The organism is Deinococcus radiodurans R1 = ATCC 13939 = DSM 20539, assembly GCF_000008565.1.
GTDB lineage: Bacteria > Deinococcota > Deinococci > Deinococcales > Deinococcaceae > Deinococcus > Deinococcus radiodurans.
This window is the reverse complement of record NC_001263.1, coordinates 2,127,581-2,149,757: the sequence shown is the minus strand read 5'-3', so window position 1 is coordinate 2,149,757 and position 22,177 is coordinate 2,127,581. Positions and strand designations below refer to the sequence as shown.

Annotated in this window: 27 protein-coding genes and 1 pseudogene; 13 read left to right on the top strand and 15 right to left on the bottom strand. The window is 67.3% G+C overall.

Features of this window, described 5'->3' with window-relative positions; all coding sequences use genetic code 11:
* Positions 1 to 8 precede the first annotated feature (8 nt).
* Both DR_RS11005 and DR_RS16900 read left to right on the top strand, forming a co-directional pair.
* Positions 9 to 677 carry an HAD-IIB family hydrolase gene (locus tag DR_RS11005; RefSeq protein WP_234944647.1) on the top strand — a complete coding sequence of 223 codons (669 nt, stop codon included), beginning with the start codon at positions 9 to 11 and terminating at the stop codon, positions 675 to 677.
* A complete protein-coding gene (locus tag DR_RS16900) occupies positions 677 to 814 on the top strand; it encodes a hypothetical protein (RefSeq protein ID WP_234944646.1) in 138 nt (45 codons plus the stop codon). Before DR_RS11005 ends, DR_RS16900 begins: the two co-directional genes overlap by 1 nt.
* Positions 815 to 987: 173 nt before the next feature.
* Here DR_RS16900 and DR_RS11000 read toward each other — a convergent pair whose 3' ends face one another.
* From DR_RS11000 to DR_RS16890, 3 genes are all read right to left on the bottom strand, one after another.
* Positions 988 to 1,572 (bottom strand): hypothetical protein, encoded by a 585-nt coding sequence (locus tag DR_RS11000; protein ID WP_010888777.1) that lies wholly within the window; start codon positions 1,570 to 1,572, stop codon positions 988 to 990.
* 86 nt (positions 1,573 to 1,658) lie between these two features.
* Positions 1,659 to 2,339, bottom strand: coding sequence for an ATP-binding cassette domain-containing protein (locus tag DR_RS16895; RefSeq protein ID WP_234944645.1), 681 nt, complete (start codon positions 2,337 to 2,339; stop codon positions 1,659 to 1,661).
* Positions 2,330 to 3,109: an ATP-binding cassette domain-containing protein gene (locus DR_RS16890; RefSeq protein WP_234944644.1), complete on the bottom strand. Its 780-nt coding sequence runs from the start codon at positions 3,107 to 3,109 to the stop codon at positions 2,330 to 2,332. The genes DR_RS16895 and DR_RS16890 overlap by 10 nt, the downstream gene beginning before the upstream one ends.
* 190 nt (positions 3,110 to 3,299) lie before the next feature.
* On the opposite strand from DR_RS16890, the gene DR_RS10990 reads away from it, so the two are divergent.
* From DR_RS10990 to DR_RS10980, 3 genes are read left to right on the top strand one after another with little or no spacing between them, the layout of a single operon-like run.
* Positions 3,300 to 3,857: a histidine phosphatase family protein gene (locus tag DR_RS10990; RefSeq protein ID WP_010888775.1), complete on the top strand. Its 558-nt coding sequence runs from the start codon at positions 3,300 to 3,302 to the stop codon at positions 3,855 to 3,857.
* Between the two features lie 32 nt (positions 3,858 to 3,889).
* A complete protein-coding gene (locus DR_RS10985; protein WP_010888774.1) occupies positions 3,890 to 4,924 on the top strand; it encodes an SPFH domain-containing protein in 1,035 nt (344 codons plus the stop codon).
* Positions 4,917 to 5,396, top strand: coding sequence for an NfeD family protein (locus DR_RS10980; RefSeq protein ID WP_010888773.1), 480 nt, complete (start codon positions 4,917 to 4,919; stop codon positions 5,394 to 5,396). Before DR_RS10985 ends, DR_RS10980 begins: the two co-directional genes overlap by 8 nt.
* A 178-nt stretch (positions 5,397 to 5,574) precedes the next feature.
* Here DR_RS10980 and DR_RS10975 read toward each other — a convergent pair whose 3' ends face one another.
* A complete protein-coding gene (locus tag DR_RS10975; protein WP_010888772.1) occupies positions 5,575 to 6,129 on the bottom strand; it encodes an antibiotic biosynthesis monooxygenase in 555 nt (184 codons plus the stop codon).
* Positions 6,126 to 7,436: a histidinol dehydrogenase gene (hisD, locus tag DR_RS10970; protein ID WP_010888771.1), complete on the bottom strand. Its 1,311-nt coding sequence runs from the start codon at positions 7,434 to 7,436 to the stop codon at positions 6,126 to 6,128. Before hisD ends, DR_RS10975 begins: the two co-directional genes overlap by 4 nt.
* Before the next feature lie 85 nt (positions 7,437 to 7,521).
* Between hisD and DR_RS10965 the strand changes: the two genes are divergently transcribed.
* Both DR_RS10965 and DR_RS10960 read left to right on the top strand, forming a co-directional pair.
* Positions 7,522 to 7,959, top strand: a complete 438-nt coding sequence (locus DR_RS10965; RefSeq protein ID WP_010888770.1) for an AAA family ATPase — start codon at positions 7,522 to 7,524, stop codon at positions 7,957 to 7,959.
* Positions 7,946 to 8,155 carry a hypothetical protein gene (locus tag DR_RS10960; RefSeq protein WP_010888769.1) on the top strand — a complete coding sequence of 70 codons (210 nt, stop codon included), beginning with the start codon at positions 7,946 to 7,948 and terminating at the stop codon, positions 8,153 to 8,155. The genes DR_RS10965 and DR_RS10960 overlap by 14 nt, the downstream gene beginning before the upstream one ends.
* Here DR_RS10960 and DR_RS10955 read toward each other — a convergent pair.
* Genes DR_RS10955 through DR_RS10945 form a run of 3 tightly spaced genes read right to left on the bottom strand, consistent with a single transcriptional unit; the run spans position 8,133 to position 10,711 of the window.
* Entirely contained in the window at positions 8,133 to 8,903 is a 771-nt protein-coding gene (locus tag DR_RS10955; protein ID WP_010888768.1) for a hypothetical protein, read from the bottom strand. The genes DR_RS10960 and DR_RS10955 overlap by 23 nt on opposite strands.
* Entirely contained in the window at positions 8,900 to 9,520 is a 621-nt protein-coding gene (locus tag DR_RS10950; protein WP_010888767.1) for a hypothetical protein, read from the bottom strand. The genes DR_RS10955 and DR_RS10950 overlap by 4 nt, the downstream gene beginning before the upstream one ends.
* 24 nt (positions 9,521 to 9,544) lie before the next feature.
* The gene (locus tag DR_RS10945) at positions 9,545 to 10,711 is read right to left on the bottom strand and encodes a phosphopentomutase (RefSeq protein ID WP_027479937.1); all 1,167 of its coding nucleotides are present in this window, start codon (positions 10,709 to 10,711) and stop codon (positions 9,545 to 9,547) included.
* A 78-nt stretch (positions 10,712 to 10,789) separates the two neighbouring features.
* Between DR_RS10945 and lptB the strand changes: the two genes are divergently transcribed.
* The 5 genes and pseudogenes from lptB to DR_RS10925 all read left to right on the top strand — a co-directional run bounded on the left by lptB (position 10,790) and on the right by DR_RS10925 (position 17,098).
* Positions 10,790 to 11,566, top strand: a complete 777-nt coding sequence (gene lptB, locus DR_RS10940) for an LPS export ABC transporter ATP-binding protein (RefSeq protein ID WP_010888765.1) — start codon at positions 10,790 to 10,792, stop codon at positions 11,564 to 11,566.
* A 19-nt stretch (positions 11,567 to 11,585) separates the two neighbouring features.
* Positions 11,586 to 11,756 (top strand): annotated as a pseudogene (locus tag DR_RS16885) (DUF3084 domain-containing protein); the annotation flags it as partial.
* Positions 11,757 to 12,604: 848 nt separating this feature from the next.
* Entirely contained in the window at positions 12,605 to 13,549 is a 945-nt protein-coding gene (locus DR_RS16880) for a hypothetical protein (protein ID WP_234944697.1), read from the top strand.
* 62 nt (positions 13,550 to 13,611) lie between these two features.
* Positions 13,612 to 14,064, top strand: a complete 453-nt coding sequence (locus DR_RS10930; protein ID WP_010888763.1) for a universal stress protein — start codon at positions 13,612 to 13,614, stop codon at positions 14,062 to 14,064.
* 433 nt (positions 14,065 to 14,497) lie between these two features.
* Positions 14,498 to 17,098 (top strand): U32 family peptidase, encoded by a 2,601-nt coding sequence (locus DR_RS10925; protein WP_411675533.1) that lies wholly within the window; start codon positions 14,498 to 14,500, stop codon positions 17,096 to 17,098.
* A gap of 97 nt (positions 17,099 to 17,195) precedes the next feature.
* On the opposite strand, the gene rplQ is transcribed toward DR_RS10925, so the two are convergent.
* From rplQ to infA, 7 genes are all read right to left on the bottom strand, one after another.
* The gene (rplQ, locus tag DR_RS10920) at positions 17,196 to 17,546 is read right to left on the bottom strand and encodes a 50S ribosomal protein L17 (protein WP_010888760.1); all 351 of its coding nucleotides are present in this window, start codon (positions 17,544 to 17,546) and stop codon (positions 17,196 to 17,198) included.
* An 85-nt stretch (positions 17,547 to 17,631) separates the two neighbouring features.
* The gene (locus DR_RS10915) at positions 17,632 to 18,657 is read right to left on the bottom strand and encodes a DNA-directed RNA polymerase subunit alpha (protein WP_010888759.1); all 1,026 of its coding nucleotides are present in this window, start codon (positions 18,655 to 18,657) and stop codon (positions 17,632 to 17,634) included.
* Between the two features lie 14 nt (positions 18,658 to 18,671).
* Positions 18,672 to 19,289, bottom strand: a complete 618-nt coding sequence (rpsD, locus tag DR_RS10910; RefSeq protein ID WP_010888758.1) for a 30S ribosomal protein S4 — start codon at positions 19,287 to 19,289, stop codon at positions 18,672 to 18,674.
* A gap of 147 nt (positions 19,290 to 19,436) precedes the next feature.
* Positions 19,437 to 19,832 carry a 30S ribosomal protein S11 gene (rpsK, locus tag DR_RS10905; protein WP_010888757.1) on the bottom strand — a complete coding sequence of 132 codons (396 nt, stop codon included), beginning with the start codon at positions 19,830 to 19,832 and terminating at the stop codon, positions 19,437 to 19,439.
* A 3-nt stretch (positions 19,833 to 19,835) separates the two neighbouring features.
* Positions 19,836 to 20,216 (bottom strand): 30S ribosomal protein S13, encoded by a 381-nt coding sequence (rpsM, locus tag DR_RS10900; protein ID WP_010888756.1) that lies wholly within the window; start codon positions 20,214 to 20,216, stop codon positions 19,836 to 19,838.
* A 2-nt stretch (positions 20,217 to 20,218) separates the two neighbouring features.
* The gene (gene rpmJ, locus DR_RS10895; RefSeq protein ID WP_010888755.1) at positions 20,219 to 20,332 is read right to left on the bottom strand and encodes a 50S ribosomal protein L36; all 114 of its coding nucleotides are present in this window, start codon (positions 20,330 to 20,332) and stop codon (positions 20,219 to 20,221) included.
* A gap of 117 nt (positions 20,333 to 20,449) precedes the next feature.
* Positions 20,450 to 20,692 (bottom strand): translation initiation factor IF-1, encoded by a 243-nt coding sequence (gene infA / locus DR_RS10890; protein ID WP_027479941.1) that lies wholly within the window; start codon positions 20,690 to 20,692, stop codon positions 20,450 to 20,452.
* Positions 20,693 to 20,973: 281 nt separating this feature from the next.
* Here infA and DR_RS10885 point away from each other — a divergent pair, with 281 nt between their 5' ends.
* On the top strand, positions 20,974 to 22,137 hold the full coding sequence (locus DR_RS10885; protein ID WP_010888753.1) for an ABC transporter substrate-binding protein: 1,164 nt from the start codon (positions 20,974 to 20,976) through the stop codon (positions 22,135 to 22,137).
* Positions 22,138 to 22,177 lie beyond the last annotated feature (40 nt).

The window sequence follows — 22,177 nt, the reverse complement described above, 5'->3', positions numbered from 1 at the left end:
TGGGCCGTATGTCCGCCGCCCGCGCTTCCTTTCCCCGTGGCCTGCCGCTGCTGCTCGCCTTCGACCTCGACGGCACCCTGATTCGTGACGGCGGCACCGAACTGCCTCCCGCGACGGCGCAGGCCCTGGCCCGGCTGCGCTCGCTGGGGGTCAAGCTCGCCATCATCACCGGGCGCGACACCCCGCCACGCAGCGTGCGCGAGGGCGTGCAGGCCGACGCTACGGCCACCAACAACGGCGGGCGCATTGAGGCGGGCGGCGAACTCCACGCGCAGGCCGAGTTCTCGCTGGAAGACGTGCAGGCGGTGCTCGCCCACGAGTTGCAGGGCGCCCGACTGGTGCTGTTTACCCCGGAGGCGATTTACGTGGACCTGCCGCCGGGCCGCGAGCCCGAACCCTGGATGGTCGCTCGGGGCTACCACCCGCTGTCCGAGGCCCCGCAAACCGGCATCGTCAAGGCGGGCTTTTATCACCCCGAGGTGGCGACCCTGGCGCGGCGGCTGCGTAAGACCCGTCCTCACCTCGTCGTGACGGGCGGGCAGGAGCCGTACCCCCATTTCCTGACCGTGACCCCTACCGGAGCGCACAAGGCGGCGGCGCTGACCCGTATTGCCGAGCTGCTGGAGGTGCCGCTGGAACGCACGGTGCGTTCGGCGACAGCGACAACGACGAGGTGATGCTCGAAACCGCCGGGTACGCGGTGCAGGTGGGCACCCTGCCGCTGCTGGCGCGGCACGCCGATGAGCAGGTGGCGGACCACGAGGCGCTCGCGGCTTATTTGAATGGGGTGGCGGACGGGTTGGAAAGGCTGTAACAGCTCCCTTCCAAAGCATTTGACAGAAAAAGACACCCTCACCCCTTGTTCGCAAGGCCCTCTCCCATCAAGGTAGAGGGTCAAAAATGCAGGGCATTCCTTTGTCAAATGCTTTAGACCAGAGAAAAGGGCGCTCCGGCTTTTGCCGAGGCGCCCTCTACTTTTGTCTGTTTTCAGCGCAGTTTGAACGAATCGAGCATGTCGCGCCCGGCGGCGGCCACTTCGGGGCGGGTGCCTTCAGGGAGGGCGAGGGTCACGGTGTAGAGCTTGTCGCCGCGCAGGGTCATCAGTTGCGACCAGCGGTGGCTCACGCCTTCTTCCTTGCCGCTGTAGCTCCACAGCACGCCCAGGGTGCTGCTGCCGCCGACCTTGACGGTGCGCTCGCCGAGCCACTTGAACTCCTGCACCACCGTGGGCAGTTCGTCGGCGCGCACGTCACGCGCCACACCGAGGGTGCGGTTGGCCTTGGGGACGTTGCTCACGTCGGTCACAGTCACGATGAAACTCGGGTTGAGTTTGCCCTTAACCGCCGGGCCTGCCAGCGCCACCCCGGCGAGCGCGGCGTCGCCCTGGTAGGTGTTTTTGAGCATGATCCAGCCGCCCGCCGCCGTCAGGCTGTAGCCGGGCATGGTCACGAGGTTCGACTTGGCGACGGTCGGCGCGGAGGCCGCCGGGGCCGCCTGCGCGGACGTGAGGGGAGCCGCCAGCAGCAGCACGGACAGGGCCAGCACAGAGGAGGCGGGGGCAGCAAACTTCATGCCCGTCAGACTAGGGCCTGAAGGTGAGCCGAGTCTGACGGGGTGCGGGGGGCCGGGGGAGGGAAGACGGGCGCCACGTTTGCTTTTCAGAGCTTCTGTTGTCCAGCCACCCGCCCGCCCGCCAGCCGCAAGTGGTGGGTCAGCCCCGGCAGCGCATCGGCCTCCCGGTGCGCGACGACGAGCAGGTGGGTGCCGCCCGCGACCAGTTCCGGCAGCAGGTTCAGAAACAGGGCGCGGTTGTGATCGTCCACGAAGTCCAGCCCTTCGTCGAGCAGCAGCAGCCGGGGCCGGTGCACGGCGGCGCGGGCGAGCAGCAGCCGCCGCAGTTGCCCCTGCGACAGGGCCTGCACGTCGCGGCTCAGCAGCTCGCCCAGTTCCAGCCGCTCGGCCAGCGTGCCTACCGCGTCCCACTGCTCGGCGGTCACGTCCCCGGTAAAGCCTTCCGTTCCAGCAAAGGCACTCGCGATCACGTCGCGGCCCAGCCACTCGCGCCCGGAGACGCCGGAGCGCTGCCGGATGCCCACCTCCGCCGACACCAGCCCGGTCGTGCGGCGGCGCTCGCTTTGCACGTCCCGCGCCAGAAAAGGCCGCGCCACGCTGCCGCCGAGCGCGGGGTGCAACTCGCCGGCAATCAGGCGTGCCAGGGTGCTTTTGCCGCTGCCGTTTTCGCCCGTAACCAGCCAATGCTGCCCCGCTGCCCAGGTCCAACTCAGCGGGCCGAGGGCGCGGTGGCCGTTGCGGAAGACCTCGGCATCCGTCAGTTCCACGAGGGCCGCAGTGCCGCAGAGGGGGCCAGTGGAAGCGCCGCCGGAATAGCGAGGGGAGCGGATGGGAAGGCGGGCGGCTCGTCGCTCAGTTCGCCGCCCGCTACGTACACCGTGCGCCAGTTCAGCGTCGGGGCTTCCTCGGGCCGGTGGGTCGCCAGCACCAACGCCGTGCCCGCCGCATGGACCCGGCGCAGCACGTCGCCGAGGTCGGCGCGGGCCGCTTCGCTCAGGCCATCGGTGAATTCGTCGAGCAGCAGCAGGGGCGGCGCGGGCATCAGGGCGCGGGCCAGCATCACCCGGCGGCGCTGCCCGTGCGAGAGGGTGCGAAAGTCGCGCTCCAGCAAGGGCTCCACGCCGGTCAGTGTAGTCACCTCGTCCAACCGGGCGAGTTGTTCGGGCGTCGCTTCCCACAGCCGCAGGTGTTCGCCCTCCGCGCCCGCCAGCAGCACGTCGCGCACGGTCAGTTCCCAGTCGCGAGTGAGATAAAACGCCTCGGCGTCCGGCCCCACCACGCTCAGGGTACGCCGCGCCTGCACGGCGGAAGGCTGAACCTGTCCGCCGAGCGCATACGTCCGGGTGCCGCTCACGGGCGCAACTTGCCCGGCGAGCAGCCGCAGCAGCGTGGTTTTGCCGCCGCCGTTCGGCCCCGCCAGCCGCAGCGCCTCGCCGGGCCGGACCGTCAGCGAAAGGTCGCGGAGCAGCGCCTGCCCCCCGGCGATGACGGTGACGTGTTCCAGGTGGACGAGGGGCGGCGGTGGTAGCAGCGACATCCGACGAGTGTATGAAGCTGCCGGTTGATGATGCAATCGTCAACCCGAGCGGAGCGAGCAGGCAAAAGAGGCTCTCGGTGGAAGTGAAGCGGATTCGGGTGCTTTTCCCGGATACGCGAAACTGGAGTCGGGAGCCTCTAGTCCGCCACTTGACCGATGCTTCCCGCCCTCTCCCGTGCTTGCATGGGCCATGCCACGGACTCTGCACCTCATCAAACACGGCCAGCCGACCCTCGTTCCCGACGTGCCGGCCCACGAGTGGCACCTCGCGCCGGACGCTCTGGACGGGTTGCCTGACCTCCTTGCCCGCCTCGACCCGCGCCCCGATTTCGTGGTGTGCAGCGAAGAACCCAAGGCGAAAGCCACCGCGCAGGCCCTCGCCGCCGCGCTCGGCGTGCCCTGCCGCCCGATGCTGGGGCTGCACGAGCACCTGCGCTACGGCAACGAACTCGTATCGGCGGACGAGTTTCAGAACCGCTTCCGCCGCTTCTTCGCTGAGCCGGGGCAAGTGGTGGTCGGTGAGGAAAGCGCGGACGACGCCTGGCGCCGTTTTGCCAACGCCATCAACGCCGTGCTGACGGTCAATCCGCACCCCACGCTCGCCGTCGTCGCGCATGGCACTGTCATCAGCTTGCTGGCGGCGCGGGCAAATGGCTTGGACGCCTTCACGCTGTGGGAAAGTCTGCGCTGCCTGGACCTGCTGACGCTGGACGCCGGCACCTTGCGGCTGCGGGAACCTTCCCGGTGAATGCCGCGTAGACGGAACTAAGGAGGCAACCTATGGGATTTACCATCTTCGTGGTCGTGCTGGTGCTGCTCGTCATCATCACGCTGCTGGCGGGCATCAAGAGCGTGCCGCAGGGCAACGAGTGGACGCAGGAACGCTTCGGCAAGTTCCAGCGCACGCTCAAGCCCGGGCTCAACCTCATCATTCCCTACATTGACCGTATTGGCCGCAAGGTCAACATGATGGAGCAGGTCTTCGACGTGCCCAGCCAGGAAATCATCACCAAGGACAACGCGCTCGTGACGGTGGACGCGGTGGTCTTTTATCAGGTGCTCGACGCCGCCAAGGCGAGCTACGAAGTCCGCAACCTCGAACAGGCCGTGCTCAACCTCACCATGACCAACATCCGCACGGTGACGGGCAGCATGGACCTCGACGAACTGCTCAGCAACCGCGACACCATCAATGCCAAGCTGCTCGTCGTGGTGGACGAGGCCACCGAGCCGTGGGGCGTCAAGGTCACGCGCATCGAGGTCAAGGACATCAAGCCGCCCGCCGACCTCGTCGCCAGCATGGCCCGCCAGATGAAGGCCGAGCGCGAAAAGCGTGCCAACATCCTCGACGCCGAGGGCTTCCGGCAGGCCGCGATTCTGAAGGCCGACGGCGAGAAACAGGCCGCCGTGCTCAAGGCCGAGGGTGAAAAGCAGGCTTCGTTCATGGAATCCGAGGCGAGGGAGCGCCGCGCCCAGGCCGAAGCCGAAGCGACCCGCGTGGTCAGCCAGGCGATTGCCGGGGGCAACGTGCAGGCCGTGAACTACTTCATCGCCCAGCAGTACGTCGAAGCCCTGCGCGACGTGGCCTCGGCCCCCAACCAGAAGACGCTCATTTTGCCCATCGAGGCGACCAGCATTCTCGGCAGCCTGCAAGGGATTGCGGAAGTGGCGAAGGAAGCCTTTACCCCCGGCAGCCAGCCTGCGCCGATGCCCGCCATGCCGCAGATGACGCGCCCGGGGCACGACGGTGCCCGTCGCCCAGCCGGTCACCGTCGGCGCCATGCCTCCCAAGCGGCAGGGGTGAGCCGTGCCTGACTGGCTCCCCACCTGGCAAGCGGTCCACCCCTGGCACTGGTGGGTGTTCGGGGCGCTGCTGCTGATTCTGGAAATTCTGGCCCCCGGCGTGTTTTTCGTGTGGCTCGCGCTCTCGGCTTTCGGCGTGGGCCTCCTGACCTTCGTGTTGCCCTTTCTGGACGTGCCGGGGCAGTTGCTGCTCTTTGCGGGCCTGAGCGTGGCCGCCGTGTGGCTGGGCCGCCGCTACGTGTCGCGCCTCGTCCTCGGCGGCAGTGAGGGCGAGCAGCTCAACACCGGCGCTCAGCGCCTCATCGGGCGCACCGTCACCGTCGTGACCCCCATCGAACACGGTGTGGGCCGCGTCCGGGTGGGCGACAGCGACTGGCGGGCGCGGGGGCCGGAGCTGCCCGCCGGCACCCCGGTGCGAATTGTCGGCGTGGAAGGCGCCACTCTGGTCGTGCAGGAAGAAAAGCGGCTGGTGGAGGCGGGTTAAGAAAGGCCCCTCTGCTTAGGTATTTCGTAAAAAATAGGTTCCGCCTCTGACCCTCTCCCCTTGTGGGAGAGGGCCTTTGCGAAGCAAAGGGGTGAGGGGGCGTGCAGACCAACCCTCCCGCCACCCCCAGCCAAAAGCCTCCACACGTCCACAGTGGGGGCTTTTCCATTGGCTGCCCCTACTTCGCCAGCCACCCCGCCGCCGTCCGTGTCGCCAGCGGCATGAAGAAGTAAGTCATCAGCGTGACCACCAGCGCCGACTGCACCAGCACCCGTGGGGCCAGCGCCCAGTGGCCGATGTGGGGGCCGAGCAGCCAGTTCAGGCCGAGGCTGACCGGATAGAGCACCGAGAGCGTCAGTAGCGTCATTTTCCAGCGCGGCGGCTGCCGTAAGGTCGGCGCGGCGGGCGGCGTGAACCAGAAGTCCAGCCCCGGCTGCCGCTCGAAGCTGACGTGTTCGTCCACCACCGCCCCCACCCGGTCCAGCCAGGCGAGGCGCTGCGGCGAGTGTTCCCAGGCAGCGGCGCTGTCCACGTTGTCGAAGCGGGCCATCAGCGTGTATTCGCGGTCCCCCGCGCCGGGCCGGACGATGCCGGTGCCCCGGTGCCCAGGCACCCCGGCGAGCATGGCAATGGCTTCGCTCAGCAACGCCTCGTACTCGGCCTCCTTGCCGGGCCGGATGCGGCGGCGAATGACGAGGCTGACCGGGTCGGTCTGCACGGCGCCCTGCGTCATTTCAGCCGACTTTCCACGGCGCGGGCGTGGGCCTCCAGCCCCTCGGCGCGGGCCAGGGTCGCCGCCGCCGGGCCGATGCGGCGCAGCGTTTCCTCATTCACGCCCACCACGCTGATGATGTTCTGAAAGTCGCGCACGTTGACCGGACTCATGAAGCGGGCGGTGCCGCCGGTGGGCATCACATGGCTGGGGCCGGCCACGTAGTCGCCGAGCGCTTCCATGCTCGCCTCGCCCACGAACACGCCGCCCGCGCGCCGCACCTGCCCCAGCAGGCTCCAGGGGTCGCGGGTCAGCAGGCACAGGTGCTCGGGGGCGTACAGGTTGGCGAGGTCCAGCGCCTCGTCCAGCGAGTCGGCCAGCACGACTTTCATCCGCGCCCCTACGCTGTCACGCGCCCAGCTGCGGTTGGGTTCGGGCAGGTTTTCCAGTTGCTCATTCAGCTCGGCCTGCACCGCCAGCAGCAGTTCTCGGCTCACCGACACCAGCACCGGCTCGGCGCCGTTGTGTTCGGCCTGGGCGAGCAGGTCGGCGGCCACGTAACGCGGGCTGGCGGAGTCGTCGGCGACCACCAGCGTCTCGGTCGGCCCCGGCAGGCTCTCGATGCCCGTTTGCCCGTACACCAGCCGCTTGGCGATGACCACGAAGAGGTTGCCCGGCCCGGCGATCTTGTCCACCGCCGGCACACTCGCGGTGCCGTAGGCCAGCGCAGCGATGGCCTGCGCGCCGCCCACTTTGAACACGCGGGAAAGACCCAGTTCGCGGGCGGCGACCAGAATCGCGGGGTGAACCTGTCCGTCCTTGCCCGGCGGGGTCGTCACCACGATGTCCGGCACGCCCGCCACCTGCGCGGGCACCGCCGTGTGCATCAGGGTGGAAATCAGCGGCGCGAGGCCCCCCGGCACGTACACGCCCACCCGCCCCAGCGGACGCACGAGCTGGCCCAGCGCGCCGTCCGGCCCGTGCTCCAGAAAGCCGTGCGCGGGCTGCTGCCTGTAAAAAGCCCGCACCCGCTCGGCGGCGAGGCGGATGGCAGCGTGCAATTCGGGGGCCACCTGCGCGGCCTCCAGTTCGGCGGCGGGGACCTCCAGCTCTGCGGGCCGCGGGCCGTCGAGCCGCTCGGTCCAGTCGCGCAGGGCGTCGTCGCCGCGTGCACGGACATCGAGCAGGATGCGTTCCACCACCTGCTCGGGCGTCAGCCGTTCGCCAAAGGTCTGTTCGATGCGCGAGAGCACCGCGTCCGGCACGGGAATCTGGGAAAAGGTTCGGGTCAGGGCGGCGCGGGCCTCGGCCCCTTGAAGCACTTGCATGGGGAGAGGATAGGCGGCGGGAAGAGGGGAAAAGGCCCGGCGTCTATTCCAGCCGCCGCAGGGACAGGGCGTCTACACTTGCTCCATGCCCGGCACCCTCCACCTTCTTCACGGCTTTATGGGCGTGGGCAAAACCACGCTGGCGCGGCGGCTGGAGCGCGAGCTGCCCGGCATCCGCTTCTCGCAGGACGAGTGGATGGTGGCTCTCTCCGGTGAGGACCCGCCCGAAAGCGAGTACCGCGCCGCCCAGGACCGGGTGCGCGGGGTGATGGAAGGCTGCTGGCGGCGCTGCCTCGAACTCGGTGGGCACGTGATTCTGGACAGTGGCGTGTGGCGGCGTTCGGAGCGTGACCACCTGCGGGCGGTGGCGGCAGAAGTTGGTGCTGATACGGTTTTAATCCGATTCCCGAACATCCGGAAAGGCGCCGGATGCCCGTCCATCTCCTTAAAACCGTATTTTTTCCATGCGCTCCGCGCAAAATTGCGCCCGGACATGTCCGGGACTCAATTTGAAACCGCATGAGGTGCGCCTCTACGCCCTGACGCTGCCCGACGCAGAAGCCCTCGCCCGCGTGCTGGCCCGCAACGAGCGCGAGCCGGGGCATCTGTACGTCGCGGAAAACACGTACCGGGTGCTGAGGTCGCAGTTCGAGCCGCTGGGGGAGGACGAGGTGGCAGAGGTCGTGCCGCCTGCCCTTACCACAGCCGCGTCAACTTGAAGGGGGGGGTGGGGTCCAGCTTGAGCGGGACGACTTTCCCTGTCGCGGCGTATTGCTCACGCTCGGCAAAGGGCTTGCTCAGCGTCTTGAGAAAGAGGCCCTGAAAGCGGGGCGTTTTGCCCTTCTCGACCTGCACCACGTAGGCCGCCTGCCGGAACACTTCACCGTCGGGGCCGAATGCGGCGTCGTTCACGGGAAGACTGCCCCAAATTTTCGGCCCCTGGGCATTGAAATCCAGCAGCAGCAGGGACGTGCTGGACTGTCTACCCCCGCCGTCACCGATGCCCCCCGCGTACTCGATGACCAGTTCGCGCCGCCCGTCCAGATTGAGGTCACGGGCCGTGTAAATCGTTTTGGGGGCGTAGTAATTGGCCCAGTTGCCCATGTCGGTCGGCTCCAGCAGCCACACCTGCTCGCGCTCGCCGGGCCGGGTCAGAACCAGCAGGAAGTGGAGACCTTCCGTCTGCCCCACCGAAAATACGTCCAGCCGTTCGGGGGTCCGGGTGCGAAAAGGCGCACTGAACGACAGCCACGCCGCGCCACCGTCCAGCCCGCCGCCCCGCCATTGCAAGGCCGGAACCGCCGCCGGGCGGGCCTGAATCCGGGTTGCCAGCGCGTCCAGGATGCGCTGCTGCGCTGAGGTAAACATCTGGCGCGGCACGTCCACGCGGGGGTCGCGCAGGGTGGCCGGTGCTGCCGTCGCCAGCGAGCAGACACTCAGCAGCGCGGCAAACAGCTGCCGGTTCATCCGACTCGCCGCCGACCCTTCGGACCACCCTGCCGTCGGCCCGGAGCCGAGCCGCCCAAGTTGGCCTCGATGGGGCCGAAGTCGGTGGGCTGAATCAGGCGCAGCAGCCGGTGCGGGGCGGCCTGCTCCACGTACACGTAAGCCCCGCCGGGCCGCAAAAAATAGACGTAAGCGAGTTGTCCGTCCACCTCCATATCCGCGAGGCGTTGAATCAGCGCTTTGCCGCCCGTCAGTTGGGCCTCGGCACGCTCCTGGCCGTCCAGCGTCCGCAGCCACAGCAGCAGGCTCACCGGGTCGTAGTAATCCACCGTGAGCGGTACCTCAGCCTCCTCGCGGCCCTGGCGCAGGGTGACCACGCCAGTCTTGCGGTCGAAACCGGTTTCAAAGCTCGCCCGGCCCCCGCCGTCGCCCTCGGCGTAGTGCAGGCTGCTCAGCGTCCGGGCGTGCATCCGGCTGGTCTGCACGCGGCGCACTTCGGGCAGCACGCCGCCGAACTCGGTCTGCACGCGGGCGGTCACGGTGCCGCGCTCGCTGTGCAGCGCCCATTCCTGCTGCCCGGCGTAGCGTCCGCCCAGCGTCAGGGTGAACGCAAACTGTTCGGCGGCGGGCAGAGTCATAGCGGTCCCTTCATAGCGGCTCTGTCATCGCAACTCGTTCCAGAAGGACGTGCCGGGGCCGTCCCACTGCGCGCCCAGCGCTTCGGCCACCGTCGCCCCCACGTCGGCGAAGGTCTCGCGTTCGCCCAGATCGCGGGCGCTCAGGCCGTGTCCGTAGGCCAGCAGCAGCCCGTACTCGCGGGTGTGGTCGGTGCCGTGCCAGGTGGGGTCGTTGCCGTGGTCGGAGAGGATAATCAGCAGGCCGTCTTCCGGCAGCGCGGCGATCAGGTCCGGCAGGGCGCGGTCAAACTCGGCCAGGGCATTGCTGTAGCCGGCGGGGTCGCGGCGGTGACCGAATTTGGCGTCGGTGTCCACCAGGTTGGTGAAAATCAGGCCATCCACGCCCGCCTTCATCCGTTCCAACGTCTTGCGGATGCCGTCGGCGTTGTCGTCGGTGTGGATGCTCTCGGTAAAGCCCTGCCCGGCGTAGATGTCGGGAATCTTGCCGATGCCCACCACGTCCTTGCCCGCTTCCTTGAGGGCGTCGAGCACGGTGCGCGGCGGCGTCAGCGAGAAGTCGCGGCGGTGTTCGTTGGCCCGTTCAAAGGGCGGCTCGCCCCGGAAAGGCCGGGCAATCACGCGGGCCACGGCGTACTCGCCCTGCAAAATCTCGCGGGCGGCCCGGCACCACTCGTACAGGGTTTCCAGCGGCACCACGTCCTCGTGCGCGGCAATCTGAAACACGCTGTCGGCGCTGGTGTACACGATGGGAAAGCCGGTGCGGCGGTGCTCCTCACCGTAGTCCCGAATCACGTCAGTCCCGCTGTACGGCTTGTTGCACAGGTGGCCCCGACCCGTCGCGGCGTCGAACCGGTCCATCACCTCGGGCGGAAAGCCGTCGGGGAACACCTGAAACGGGTGCTCGAGCTGCACGCCCATGAATTCCCAGTGCCCGGTGGAGGTGTCCTTGCCGGGGCTGACCTCGCGCATCCGGCCATAGGCGCCCGTCACTTCGGCGTCGGCGGGGACGGTCTCCGGCGACGTGTCGATGGTCGGCAGTTTGCCCAGGCCCAGCCGGGCGAGGTGGGGCAGCGGCACTGGGGCCTGTTTCAGCGTGTGGTTGAGGGTGTGGGCGCCCGCGTCGCCGAACGCGGCGGCATCGGGCAGCGCCCCGGCACCGACGGAATCGAGAACGATGATGGTGAGTTGCATGGGGAGAGTGTAATGCGCGCCGGGCACCCGGTAACCCCACTCACAGGCCGCTAAAAAGCCCGTGCTACGCTGAAAACCGTGACTGCCCTTGCCGCCCAGCCCGCCGCTGCCCCTGCGCCCACGCCCGCCCGCCCGGAACTGACGGCGACGGGCCTGAGCAAGACTTACGGCAAGCGGCAGGTCGTGCGCGGCGTGGATTTCCGGGTGTCGCCCGGCGAAATCGTGGCGCTGTTCGGGCCGAACGGGGCGGGCAAGACCACGACCTTTTACATGGTGGTCGGCTTTATCCGCCCTGGCGGGGGCCGTATCGCCCTCGGGAGCCGCGACCTGACCCGGCTGCCCATGCACGAGCGGGCGCGGCTGGGGCTGGGGTATCTGCCGCAGGAGCCGAGCGCCTTTCGCAAGCTGACCGCGCGCGACAACCTGCTGGCGATTCTGGAATATCAGAAGCTGACCCGCGCCGAGCAGGAAGCCCGCGCCGACGCGCTGCTGGCCGAATTCGGGCTGACACATCTGGCGAACTCCTACGCCTACCAGCTTTCGGGCGGCGAGCGGCGGCGGCTGGAACTCGCGCGCGCCCTGACCACCGACCCCGACTACCTGCTGCTCGACGAGCCGTTTACCGGCGTGGACCCCAAGAGCATCCGTGAGATTCAGCGCCTGATTCGCGAGCTGCGGGACCGCCGGGGCATCGGCGTGTTCATCACCGACCACAACGTGCGCGAAACGATTGCGCTGACCGACCGTGTGTACCTGATGTACGACGGGCAGATCCGGTTCGACGGCACCCCCGAGCAGTTCGCGCAGGACGAGGACGCCCGGCGTCATTACCTCGGCGACGACTTCGAGCTCTGAGCGGGGAGGCGACTGAGGCGTGCTGTGGCTGTTTTTGCCCTTCGTGGTGGTGCTTTCGGGCGTGGTGGCCTACGCCGCCGACACCATCGCCAAGAAAGCGGGCCGCAAGCACCTGCGCTGGTTCGGGCTGCGGCCCAAGCAGACGGCGACCATCGTGGCGGTGCTCTCGGGCATGGCGATCAGCGCGGCGAGCCTGGCAGCGTTTTTGCTGCTCAACCGCAACGCCGTGTCCACCATTGCCCAGGCCGACCAGTTGCGGCCTCAGATCGAGGCGCTGCGTACCGAAGTCGGCACCGTGCAGGGCGAACTGCGCGCCGCCCGGACCGAGCGTGAAGCCGCCCGCAGCGAAGCGCAGAAGGCGGGGCAGGAGCGCGAGGCCGCTCGGCAGGAACTCGCGGCTGCCCGCCAGAACCTCGCCTCGGCCCAGCAGGAACAGGCCCGGCTGACGAAACAGGCGCAGGACCTGCAAACGCGCCTCAAGACCCTGGCCGAGCAGCGCCGTCAGCTCGAAGCCCAGGCACAGGCCAGCCGCGAGAAACTCCAGGCTTCGCAAAAGCAGCTTCAGGCCAGTGAGGACCGCGCCACCCAGCTCGACTCGCAGGTGCTTGATCTCAAGCTCCGCAGCGCGCAGGCCGAGCAGGAAGCCCAGAACGCCCAGACCCGCGCCAACGCCGCCCAGGCCCGCACCGAGGAGTTGCAGCGGCGGGCGGCGGCGGCCCAGGCGACAGCCCAAGCCGCGCAGACCCGCGCCGCGCAGGCTTCGCAAAAGGCGCAGCAGGCGAGTGCGCGCGCCGAACAGGTCCGCGAGCAGGCCCGGCAAGCCCAGCGCCGCGCCGAACAGGCCCAGGCACGGGCTGAACAGGTGCAGGCCCAGGCCCAGGCCGCCGCGCAGGCGAGTGTCCGTCAGGCGCAGCAGGCCGCCCAGACCCAGCTCGGGCAGGTGCGGACGGGTGCCGCCCAGCAGGTTGCGCAGGCCCAGCAGCAGGCGCAGGCCCAGGCGCACAGGCCCAGCAGCGCGCGGCGGCCCTGCGCGTTCAGGTGCAGGCGCTCGAAGCCCAGGCGCGGCAGGCGACAGCGGCCCGTGACGCGGCCATCCAGTCACGTGACGCGGCGGCGGCGGCCCGCGACCAGGCCGTCGCCGAGCGGCAGGAGGCCCTCGACGCCCGTGACCGGCTGGTGGCCGAGCGCGACCGGTTGCAGGCTGAGCGCACCCAGGCGGTGCAGGCGCGCGACAAAGCGGTGCAGGACCGCGACCGGGTGCGGCAGGACCTCGCCACGCTGCGGACCCAGCAGCGGCAGTTGCAGGGCAGCAACGCGGCGCTCGCCCAGGACCTCGCCCAGACGCGCCAGAGCCTCTCGCGCCTCCAGGCCGACTATTCCAGCGCCCGCAGCGAACTCAGCCTCAGCCGCACCGCCGAACTCACCTACCCGAAAAACGAACTGGTCTACGCCGGGGTGGTGCCCTCGGTCCGCAGCCTCGACACCTTCCTCAAGGTCGCCGGGGGCACCGCCGCCGCGCGTGGGGCCCGGCCCGGAGCCGACAGCCCGGCGGCGCGGCTGGGGCCCTCGGCACGCGCCTCGCTGGAAACCAAATTGCGTGGCCTGAACACCAGCGCGTTCGTCATCTGCCGCGCCGCGCAAAACAGTGTGGCGGGCCTGCCGGTCGAGCTCACCTGCGACGCCCGCGCCAACACGCTGCTCTACCGCGCCGGGCAGCCGATTCGTCAGGCGACCATCAACCTTCAGAATCAGAGTGTGCTCCAGAGTCAGATCACCGAACTGATGCAGGACACCGTCCTCGAACTGACGCTGCGCGGCGTGCCGGGCGAGTACATCGCCAATCCGGGGCTCGACGTGGGCGACCTGCTGACGCTGCTCACCGGCCTGCGTGACAAGGGCGGCAGCACGGCGGTCATCAGCATCGCGGCGCGGGAGGACGTGCGGCCCAGCACCCGCGTGGACCTGTATGCGCGCGGCCCCTGAGCCGACTGCCTACCCCATGCACCCCATGACATAAGTCTGAGACGCAGGATTTATCCTCAGGTATGAAGAAAATTCTGGTCACGACGGATCAAAGCGACCTCGGCTGGCAGGCCACCGAGCACGCTCGCGCGCTGGCGGAGGCGCTGGGGGCCGAACTGGTCGCCCTGAGCGTGCAGGCTGATCCCAGTCCCGCCGTGACCGGCGAATTCGGCTACGTCGCGCCCGCCAATCCCGAAGACTTCATCCTGCAGCAGGACCAGGCGCTGGCGCTGCTGCGGCAAAAGGTGCAGGGCGCGCGCTCCCGCGTCGAACGTGCCGCCGGCCGGCCCGTGTCGCGCACCATCATCGACGTGGCGAAGGAAGAAGGCGTCAGCATGATCGTGATGACCACCCATGGCCGCGCCGGGTTGGGCCGCGCCCTGCTCGGCAGCGTGGCCGAGGCGGTGCTGCACCACGCCCACGTGCCGGTGGTCCTGATTCGCGGCGAGCAGCCGGTCACGAACTGGCGGGAATAAGGATCGCGTGTGGGGGGCCGCTGGCTTCAGGCTGGCGGCTTTTTTGAATGGAATGGGAATGAGGTCAGCCGTCTGGCCCCGATGTTGTTCTCGCTCCTTAAACTGACGCATGAACCCTGCTCAGGCCCGACTGGAACACAATGCCCGACTCAGGCAGGCCGCCTTTGAAGCCCTCGCGTTATACGGCTTTAATCCGATTCCCGAACATCCGGAAAGGCGCCGGATGCCCATCCATCTCCTTAAAACCGTATTTTTTCCATGCGCTCCGCGCAAAATTGCGCCCGAACATGTTCGGGACTCAATTTGAAACCGTATGAGAGGTGGCAGGCAACCTGAAGTACCGGCCTTACGAGGGACAGCGGAGAAAAGATTGAGGCTCAAGGGGGAGGTGGACCACACCGCTTTTCCCTTCTCCGCGTTACACTGACCCGTTATGCCCTTTGCCCCCCGCCAGCGCCGTAAACCCGAAGTCATGAGCCCCGTGGGCGGCTACGCCCAGCTCAAAGCCGCCGTGGAAGCGGGCGCCGACGCCGTGTTTTTCGGAGTCAACCCGCTGCCTGACTCGGGGCGGGCCGACGGCACGGGCGCGGGCTTCCATGCGCGGGCCAAAGTGGGCTTCGAGGCCGAGGCGCTGCCCGAGATGATGCGCGGCCTGCACGAGCGCGGCGTGCAGGGCTTCGTGACCTTCAACGTGCTGGTCTTCGACCGCGAGCTGCGCGACGCCGAGCGGCAGATTATCCACCTGGCCGAAAGCGGCGTGGACGCGCTGATCGTGCAGGACCTGGGCGTCGCCCGGCTGATTCACGACATCTGCCCCGACCTGCCCATTCACGGCTCGACTCAGATGAGCATCACCAGTGCAGAAGGTGCGGAGCTGGCGCGGCGGTTCGGGGCCAACCGCGTCGTCCTGGGGCGCGAACTCAGCCTCAAGGACATCGAGCGCATCGCCAACCAGACCGATGTCGAGCTCGAAACCTTCGTGCACGGCGCGCTGTGCGTCAGCTACTCGGGCCAGTGCTTTTCCTCTGAGGCCTGGGGCGGACGCAGCGCCAACCGCGGCCAGTGCGCCCAGGCCTGCCGCCTGCCCTACGAAATGTTCGTGGACGGCGAGTATCGCGACCTCGGTGACGCCCGCTACCTGCTCTCGCCCGGCGACCTCTACGCGCTGCATCAGGTGCCCGACCTCGTGCGGATCGGCGTGGACTGCCTCAAAATCGAGGGCCGCTACAAGGACGCCGAGTTCGTGGCGCTGACCACCGCCGCCTACCGTCAGGCCGTGGACGAGGCCTGGGCTGGCCAGCCGCTGTCTGTGACGCCGCAGCAGGAACAAGACCTGGAACAGGTCTACTCGCGCGGGCTGGGGCCGCACTTCATGGCGGGCACCAACCACCAGCAGGTCGTGCGGGGCCGGGCCCCCAGGCACCGGGGCGTGCGCGTGGGCACCGTGACCGGCCTGACCGAACGCGGCGTGCTCGTCGAACTCACCGAGCCAGTCAAGCCGGGCGACGGTCTGGTGTTCGACCCCGCCAACTGGCGCAAGCCCGAGGGCCGGGAAGAGGGGGGCTTCGTCTATCAGGTCAATGACGTTGAGGGTGGATGGTCGAGGGGGGATGGAAAAAAGAAATCCATCCACCATCAACCCTCGACCGTTGCCGAACTTCGTTTCGCGCGTGGCGCCGTCAACCCCGACCGCGTTCGCCCCGGCGACCCGGTGTGGCGCACCCAGGACCCGTCGCTGGCCGCTCGCGTCAAGCCGCTGCTGGACGCTTCCGACCCGCTGTATACCCGGCCCGTTTCAGCACACTTCGTCGGTCACGTCGGTGAGCTGCCGAGCCTGACCCTACGCGACGAAGCCGGTCACGAGGTCACGGTGACCGCCCCCGCACCGCTGTCCGAGGCCCGCAACCGCGCGCTGGACGAGGCCACGCTGACTGAGCAACTCGGCAAGCTCGGCGGCAGCGGCTACCACCTCGCCGGGCTGACGGCGGACTTGCAAGGCGCCGGCTTTCTGCCCGTCTCGGCCCTGAATGCCCTGCGCCGGGAAGCGGTGGAGAGGCTGACCGAGCTGCGCGGCCAGGCCCCGGAGCGGCAGGCGGTGCCGAAGCTGGCGGAGGCGCTGGGTCAAACGCCTGACCCTTACCATCAACCATCGACCGTTCACCATCTCCACGTCCTCGTCCGCACCCCCGAGCAGCTCGACGCCGCGCTGGCCGAGCGGCCCGACTCCATCACGCTCGACTACCTCGAACTCTACGGTCTCAAGCCGAGTGTGGAAAAAGTCCGAGCCGCCGGGATTCCCGTCCGCGTCGCCAGCCCGCGCATCCTCAAGCCCACCGAGCAGAACCTCGAAAAGTTTCTGCTCGGCCTGAACGCCGAATTGCTGGTGCGCTCGGGCGGCCTGCTCGAAGGCTTGCAGGACGTGGAGAACCTGCCGCCGCTGACGGGCGACTTCTCGCTCAATGCCGCCAATGTGCTGACGGCCCGCGCGTTGTTGGATATGCAGCTTACCCGGCTGACGCCCACACACGACCTCAACGCCCGGCAGGTGTCGGAACTGGCTGGATTGGTCGGCCCCGAGCGGCTCGAAGTCATCGCGTATCAGCACCTCCCCGTTTTCCACACCGAGCACTGCGTGTTCTGCCGTTTCCTCTCGGATGGCACCGACTACACCAACTGCGGCCATCCCTGCGAGTCACACCGGGTGGCCCTGAAGGACGAACGCGGCGTGCAGCACCCAGTGATGGCCGACGTGGGTTGCCGCAACACGGTGTTCGAGGGCCGCCCGCAGGTTGCCGGAGCGCACCTGCCCGACTGGCTGGACGCCGGCCTGCGCGACTTCCGCCTCGAATTCGTCCACGAGTCGCCCGAGCAGGTGCGTGAGGTCATTGCCGCACACCGGGCCTTCCTGAACGGCGAAATCGGCGGTTCAGAACTGGAAAACCGTCTGCGTGGCATGGCCGATCAGGGCGTCACGGAGGGGAGCCTCTTCGTGCCCGAAGGTTTTGACGTGCTGCCCGCCTTGCCGATGCTCTAAAGCACAGGGGCGCCTTTCTTCGCTAAAAGAAAAGGCGCCCCTTTTACATCATAAAAAACTCCCCCGCCGCAGCAGGGGAGAGCACTGGGTCTGAAGCTCAGACCAGTTCGATGAGGGCCATCGTGACGCCGTCACCGCGGCGGGTGCCCACGCGCAGGATGCGGGTGTAGCCACCGGGACGCTCGGCGTACTTGGGGGCCACTTCGTCCATGACCTTACGCACGACGTCCTTGTCGTGGATGTCCTGGGCGACGAGGCGGCGCGAGTGGAGGTCGCCGCCCTTGGCGGTGGTGATCAGTTGCTCGACGAAAGGGCGCAGCTCCTTGGCCTTGGTGAGGGTCGTCTGGATGCGGCCCTCGCGCAGCAGGGCGGTCGCCTGGGCACGGGCCAGGGCGACGCGGGCACTGCTGTTGCGGTTGAGCTTGCGACCGGCTTTACCGTGACGCATGGTGGTTCTCCTTGGTTCGGCGGCCCTGCGGGGGCCGGTGAAAGTGGGGGAAGGTCAGCTCGCGTGGAGCGTCAATCGTGAAGGCTCAGTCGCGCAGCGCCAGGCCGAACTGGGCCAGTTGCTGCTTGATTTCGTCCAGGCTGCGCTCGCCGATGCCGGGCACCTTTTTCAGGTCACGGTCGGAGAGGGCACACAGCGCGTCCACCGAGTCGATGCCTTCTTCCTTGAGGGAGTGCAGCACGCGGGTGGTCAGCCCCAGGCCTTCCAGGGTCACGCGGGGGGTGTCCTGGTCGGTGGGAAAGGGCTGCGGATTGATGCTCAGGCTGCCCAGGTCCGGCTGGCGGGGGCTGTCGTAGACGCTGGCGGGCAGGGTGGCCGTCGCCGGGTCGTAGACTGCAGCCGGGGTCGCAGCGGCGTAGCTGCTTTCCAGAGCAGGCATGGGCTCGACATTGCCGAAGACGCTCAGTTCATCACGCAGAATCTCGACGGCCTTGTCCAGCGCTTCCTGGGGGCCGGCGCTGCCGTCGGTCCAGACACGCAGAATCAGGCGGTCCAGGTCGGTCTGCTGCCCCACGCGGGTGTTTTCCACGTGGTAGGCGACACGCCGCACCGGGCTGAACATCGCGTCGACCGGAATCGAGTTGATGCGGTCCTTGGTGGCGTGCTTGTCCGCCGACACGTACCCTTCGCCTTCCTCGACCCGCACTTCCATCACCAGTTTGCCGTCTTCGGCAAGGTTGGCGATGACGAGGTCAGGGTTGACGATTTCGGCGTCGGTGGGCACTTCAAACGCGCTGGCGCGAACCTCACCCTCGCCCTGCGCACGCAGGGTCAGGGTTTTGGGACCGGGGGCGTGAAACTTCACGACCAGTTCCTTGAGGTTGAGAATCAGGCGAATCACATCTTCCCGGACGCCGGGAATGGTGCTGAATTCGTGCAGCACATCCTCGATGTAGACGCTCGTCACGGCGGTGCCGGGAATCGAGGACATCAGGATGCGCCGGATAGGGTTCCCGATGGTGACGCCGTAACCACGCGCGAGCGGCTCCAGCACGAATTCGCCGTAGTCGCCGTCCACGCGGGCCTTGAGTTGAGGGCGCTTTTGCTCCACTGGAACCTCCTGATTTAGCGCGAGTAGTACTCGATGATGAAGTTTTCGTTGATCGGCAGGGCGAGGTCTTCACGTGCGGGGAGGCGCGAGAAGGTGCCCTTGAAGTTGTCCTGATCCATTTCGATCCAGGGGCTCACGCGGCGGCGCTTTTGGGCGTCCATGTTTTCCTGGATGAAGCCCATGCTGCGGCTGCCTTCAGCCACGCTGATCTCGTCGCCGATTTTCACGCGGTAGCTGGCGATGTCCACTTTCTTGCCGTTGACCAGGATGTGGCCGTGGCCCACGAACTGACGGGCCTGGCGGCGGGTGCTGGCAAAGCCCATGCGGAACACGACGTTGTCCAGGCGGCGCTCCAGCAGTTGCAGGAACACGGTGCCGGTCACGCCGGGCACGTTCGACGCTTCCTCGAAGAGGTTACGGAACTGCTTTTCGTTCATGCCGTACAGACGGGCGAGCTTCTGCTTTTCGCGCAGACGCACGCTGTAGTCGCTGGGGCGGCCCTTGCGGCGCTGACCGTGCTGGCCGGGGCCGTAGGGGCGGCGGTCCAGGTACTTCTGAACCTTTTCAGTCTCCGCGAGGTTAATCCCTTCGCGGCGGCTTTGCTTGGTGATGGAACCACGGAAACGACCCATGTCATAACTCCTTGTCACAGTGCGCTGCCCTTACGGGGTCAGCAGCACTGGGTCTTGCGGCCCTCTGGTGCCCGTTTCCTCGCCTGTGGTGGGGCTTACGCTGCTAAGCAGCAACGGAAACGGGGCAGGTGGGCGCGCGCGTGCGCGTTAGGCGCGGAACTTCTTCTTGGGGCGGCAGCCGTTGTGAGGCACGGGGCTGTCGTCCATGATGCTGCGGACTTCGATGCCCGAAGCCTGGATGGCGCGGATCGCCTGTTCACGGCCCGAGCCGCTCCCACGCACGATCACGTCCACGGCGGCCATGCCGAAGGAGGTCTGGGCCTTCTTCACGGCGTCGGCGGCGGCGAGCTGAGCAGCGTAGGGGGTGCCCTTCTTGCTGCCCTTGTAGCCGATGGTGCCGCCCGAAGACCACGCCACCGAGTTGCCGTCGAGGTCGGTGATGGTGACGATAGTGTTGTTGTAGCTGGCGTGCACGTAGGCGCGACCAGCGCTGATGTTGCGCCGGGAGCGGCGCGGAGCCTTGCCTTTGGTGGGTTTCGCCATGGCTTACTTCCTCGTGGCCTTTTTCTTCCCGGCAACGGTCTTTTTCGGACCTTTGCGGGTGCGGGCGTTGGTCTTGGTGCGCTGACCGCGCACGGGCAGGCCGCGGCGGTGACGCAGACCACGGTAAGCGCCGATGTCCATCAAACGCTTGATGTTCTGACCGACTTCGTTGCGCAGGTCGCCTTCGACCTTGTAGGTCTTTTCGATGGCCTCGCGCAGGGTAGACTGCTCGGCTTCCGACAGGTTCTTGACGCGGGTGTCGGGGCTCACGCCCGTACGCGCCAGGATTTCCTTGGAGCGGGTCAGGCCGATGCCGTAAATGTAAGTCAGCGCGATCTCGACGCGCTTTTCGCGGGGAAGGTCAATGCCAGCAATACGCGCCATGCTTAACCCTGCCTCTGCTTGTGCTTGACGTTGGAGCAAATGACCAGCACGCGACCATGGCGGCGGACCACTTTGCAGTTGTCGCACATTTTCTTGACACTGCTACGAACTTTCATGCTTCCTCCTCGTGCAGCCCTGTTCCCAAAAGGAATGCGGCGGCTGCACTCGACCCCCGACGGGCAAGGCCCGGACCGGGAATCTGTTTGGTGTCCTCAGAACCTGTCGGTCCGCGCTCAGCGGCGGTAGACGATGCGCCCACGCGAAGTGTCGTAGGGGCTGATTTCCAGAACCACACGGTCCCCAGGCAGAATACGGATGTAGTGAATCCGCATCTTGCCGCTGATATAAGCCAGGATGTCGTGACCCGTATCGAGCTTCACGCGGAACGTGGTGTTCGGCAGCGCCTCTTCCACCACGCCCTCGGCCCGCACGCTGTCGGACTCATCCTTCTTCTTCTTTTCCCGCTGTTCCGGCATCTTTCGTCTCGCCACGCAACCTCCAGGCCTGATACAAGCCAAACATAAAAGTACCACCCATCGGCTGTTCCGGCAACCTTGACCAGCACATTTTGCGGGGAGATGCGCGTGCCTGTGCTGTTTCACGGGTCAGTGTCTCATTATACGGGACACGACCATTCCAGACAACGTTTAGAACGGTCGGCGCAGCGGCTTGACTTCAGGTGCTCTGCTTTTCATAGTGAGCACACCTTTTAGTTTGCTTTGAAGTGGGCCTCATCTTTCGAGGCCAGGAGGGTCATATGAAAAACGCGACGAAATTGCTGCTGGGGGCCGCGCTGGGTCTGGCTTCTGCCGCTTCCGCTCAGAAGGCCGCGCCTATTTCGCTGGGCGTGGCGGTAGCGCAAACGAGCAATGTGTCGCTGTTCGGGCAGGAGCAGGTGGCCGGGGCGAAGCTGGCCGAGCAACTGATCAACGCGGCGGGCGGCGTGAACGGCACGCCGATCAAGCTGGTCTACCAGGACGCGGGCGGCGACGAGAACGGCGCCATCAACGCCTTCCAGAACCTGATCAACAAAAACCGGGTGCTGGGCATCGTCGGGCCGACGCTCTCGCAGCAGGCGTTTGCCGCCGACCCCATCGCCGAGCGGGCCAAGGTGCCGGTGCTGGGCATCAGCAACACCGCCAAGGGCGTTCCGCAGATCGGCACCTACGTGGCCCGCGTCTCGGCGCCGATTGCCGTCATTGCGCCCGCCGCCGTCAAGCAGGCGCTCAAGCTCAATCCCAAGATCAAGAAAGTCGCCGTGATGTACGCGCAAAACGACGCCTTCTCGGTGAGCGAGACCGAAACCTTCCAGTCCACCCTCAAGGCGCAGGGCCTGAACATCGTCACCGTGCAAAAGTCGCTCACCACCGATACCGACTTCACCACCCAGGTCACGGCGGTCATCAACTCGGGCGCCGATCTGGTGGTCGTCTCGGCGCTGGCGGCGGACGGCGGCAACATCGTCAAGCAGCTGCGGCAGTTCGGCTACAAGGGCCTGATCGTAGGCGGCAACGGCTTCAACACCGCCAACGTCTTCCCGGTCTGCCAGAAGGACTGCGACGGCGTGCTGGTCGCCCAGGCCTACAGCCCCACCCAGAAGAGCGCAGTCAACCAGAAATTCGTCAGCGAGTACCGCAAGCTCTACAAGAAAGACCCGCCCCAGTTCGCGGCGCAGGCCTATGCGGGCATTCAGGTCTTCGTGGACGCGCTGAAGGTGATTGACAAGAAAAAGAAACTCAGCACCTGGGACCTCGCCGCCCTGCGCACCGAGCTGAACAAGCAGGTGCTGGCCGGCCAGTACGACACGCCGCTGGGTGAACTGCGCTTTGACAAGGACGGTGAGGTCAACCAGAAGGAGTTCTTCGTGGCCCGCATCAAGATGAAAGACGCCAAGAACGGCTCCTTTGTCTTTGGGAAATAAACTTCGCGTGCAGTGCGTCGGCCGTCCGGCGGCAGCGCTC

Bases quoted from the DNA above. Each gene is read 5' to 3' on its own strand.
- DR_RS10925 (WP_411675533.1), top strand. From the start codon at position 14,498: ATGCCCTTTGCCCCCCGCCAGCGCCGTAAACCCGAAGTCATGAGCCCC.
- DR_RS10990 (WP_010888775.1), top strand. From the start codon at position 3,300: ATGCCACGGACTCTGCACCTCATCAAACACGGCCAGCCGACCCTCGTT.
- DR_RS16900 (WP_234944646.1), top strand. From the start codon at position 677: ATGCTCGAAACCGCCGGGTACGCGGTGCAGGTGGGCACCCTGCCGCTG.
- rpsD (WP_010888758.1), bottom strand. From the start codon at position 19,289: ATGGGTCGTTTCCGTGGTTCCATCACCAAGCAAAGCCGCCGCGAAGGG.
- DR_RS10985 (WP_010888774.1), top strand. From the start codon at position 3,890: ATGGGATTTACCATCTTCGTGGTCGTGCTGGTGCTGCTCGTCATCATC.
- DR_RS10950 (WP_010888767.1), bottom strand. From the start codon at position 9,520: ATGACTCTGCCCGCCGCCGAACAGTTTGCGTTCACCCTGACGCTGGGC.
- DR_RS10955 (WP_010888768.1), bottom strand. From the start codon at position 8,903: ATGAACCGGCAGCTGTTTGCCGCGCTGCTGAGTGTCTGCTCGCTGGCG.
- rpsK (WP_010888757.1), bottom strand. From the start codon at position 19,832: ATGGCGAAACCCACCAAAGGCAAGGCTCCGCGCCGCTCCCGGCGCAAC.
- DR_RS16890 (WP_234944644.1), bottom strand. From the start codon at position 3,109: ATGTCGCTGCTACCACCGCCGCCCCTCGTCCACCTGGAACACGTCACC.
- DR_RS10930 (WP_010888763.1), top strand. From the start codon at position 13,612: ATGAAGAAAATTCTGGTCACGACGGATCAAAGCGACCTCGGCTGGCAG.
- rpsM (WP_010888756.1), bottom strand. From the start codon at position 20,216: ATGGCGCGTATTGCTGGCATTGACCTTCCCCGCGAAAAGCGCGTCGAG.
- DR_RS10945 (WP_027479937.1), bottom strand. From the start codon at position 10,711: ATGCAACTCACCATCATCGTTCTCGATTCCGTCGGTGCCGGGGCGCTG.
- rplQ (WP_010888760.1), bottom strand. From the start codon at position 17,546: ATGCGTCACGGTAAAGCCGGTCGCAAGCTCAACCGCAACAGCAGTGCC.
- DR_RS11000 (WP_010888777.1), bottom strand. From the start codon at position 1,572: ATGAAGTTTGCTGCCCCCGCCTCCTCTGTGCTGGCCCTGTCCGTGCTG.
- rpmJ (WP_010888755.1), bottom strand. From the start codon at position 20,332: ATGAAAGTTCGTAGCAGTGTCAAGAAAATGTGCGACAACTGCAAAGTG.
- DR_RS10965 (WP_010888770.1), top strand. From the start codon at position 7,522: ATGCCCGGCACCCTCCACCTTCTTCACGGCTTTATGGGCGTGGGCAAA.
- infA (WP_027479941.1), bottom strand. From the start codon at position 20,692: ATGCCGGAACAGCGGGAAAAGAAGAAGAAGGATGAGTCCGACAGCGTG.
- hisD (WP_010888771.1), bottom strand. From the start codon at position 7,436: ATGCAAGTGCTTCAAGGGGCCGAGGCCCGCGCCGCCCTGACCCGAACC.
- DR_RS10975 (WP_010888772.1), bottom strand. From the start codon at position 6,129: ATGACGCAGGGCGCCGTGCAGACCGACCCGGTCAGCCTCGTCATTCGC.
- DR_RS11005 (WP_234944647.1), top strand. From the start codon at position 9: ATGTCCGCCGCCCGCGCTTCCTTTCCCCGTGGCCTGCCGCTGCTGCTC.
- DR_RS10885 (WP_010888753.1), top strand. From the start codon at position 20,974: ATGAAAAACGCGACGAAATTGCTGCTGGGGGCCGCGCTGGGTCTGGCT.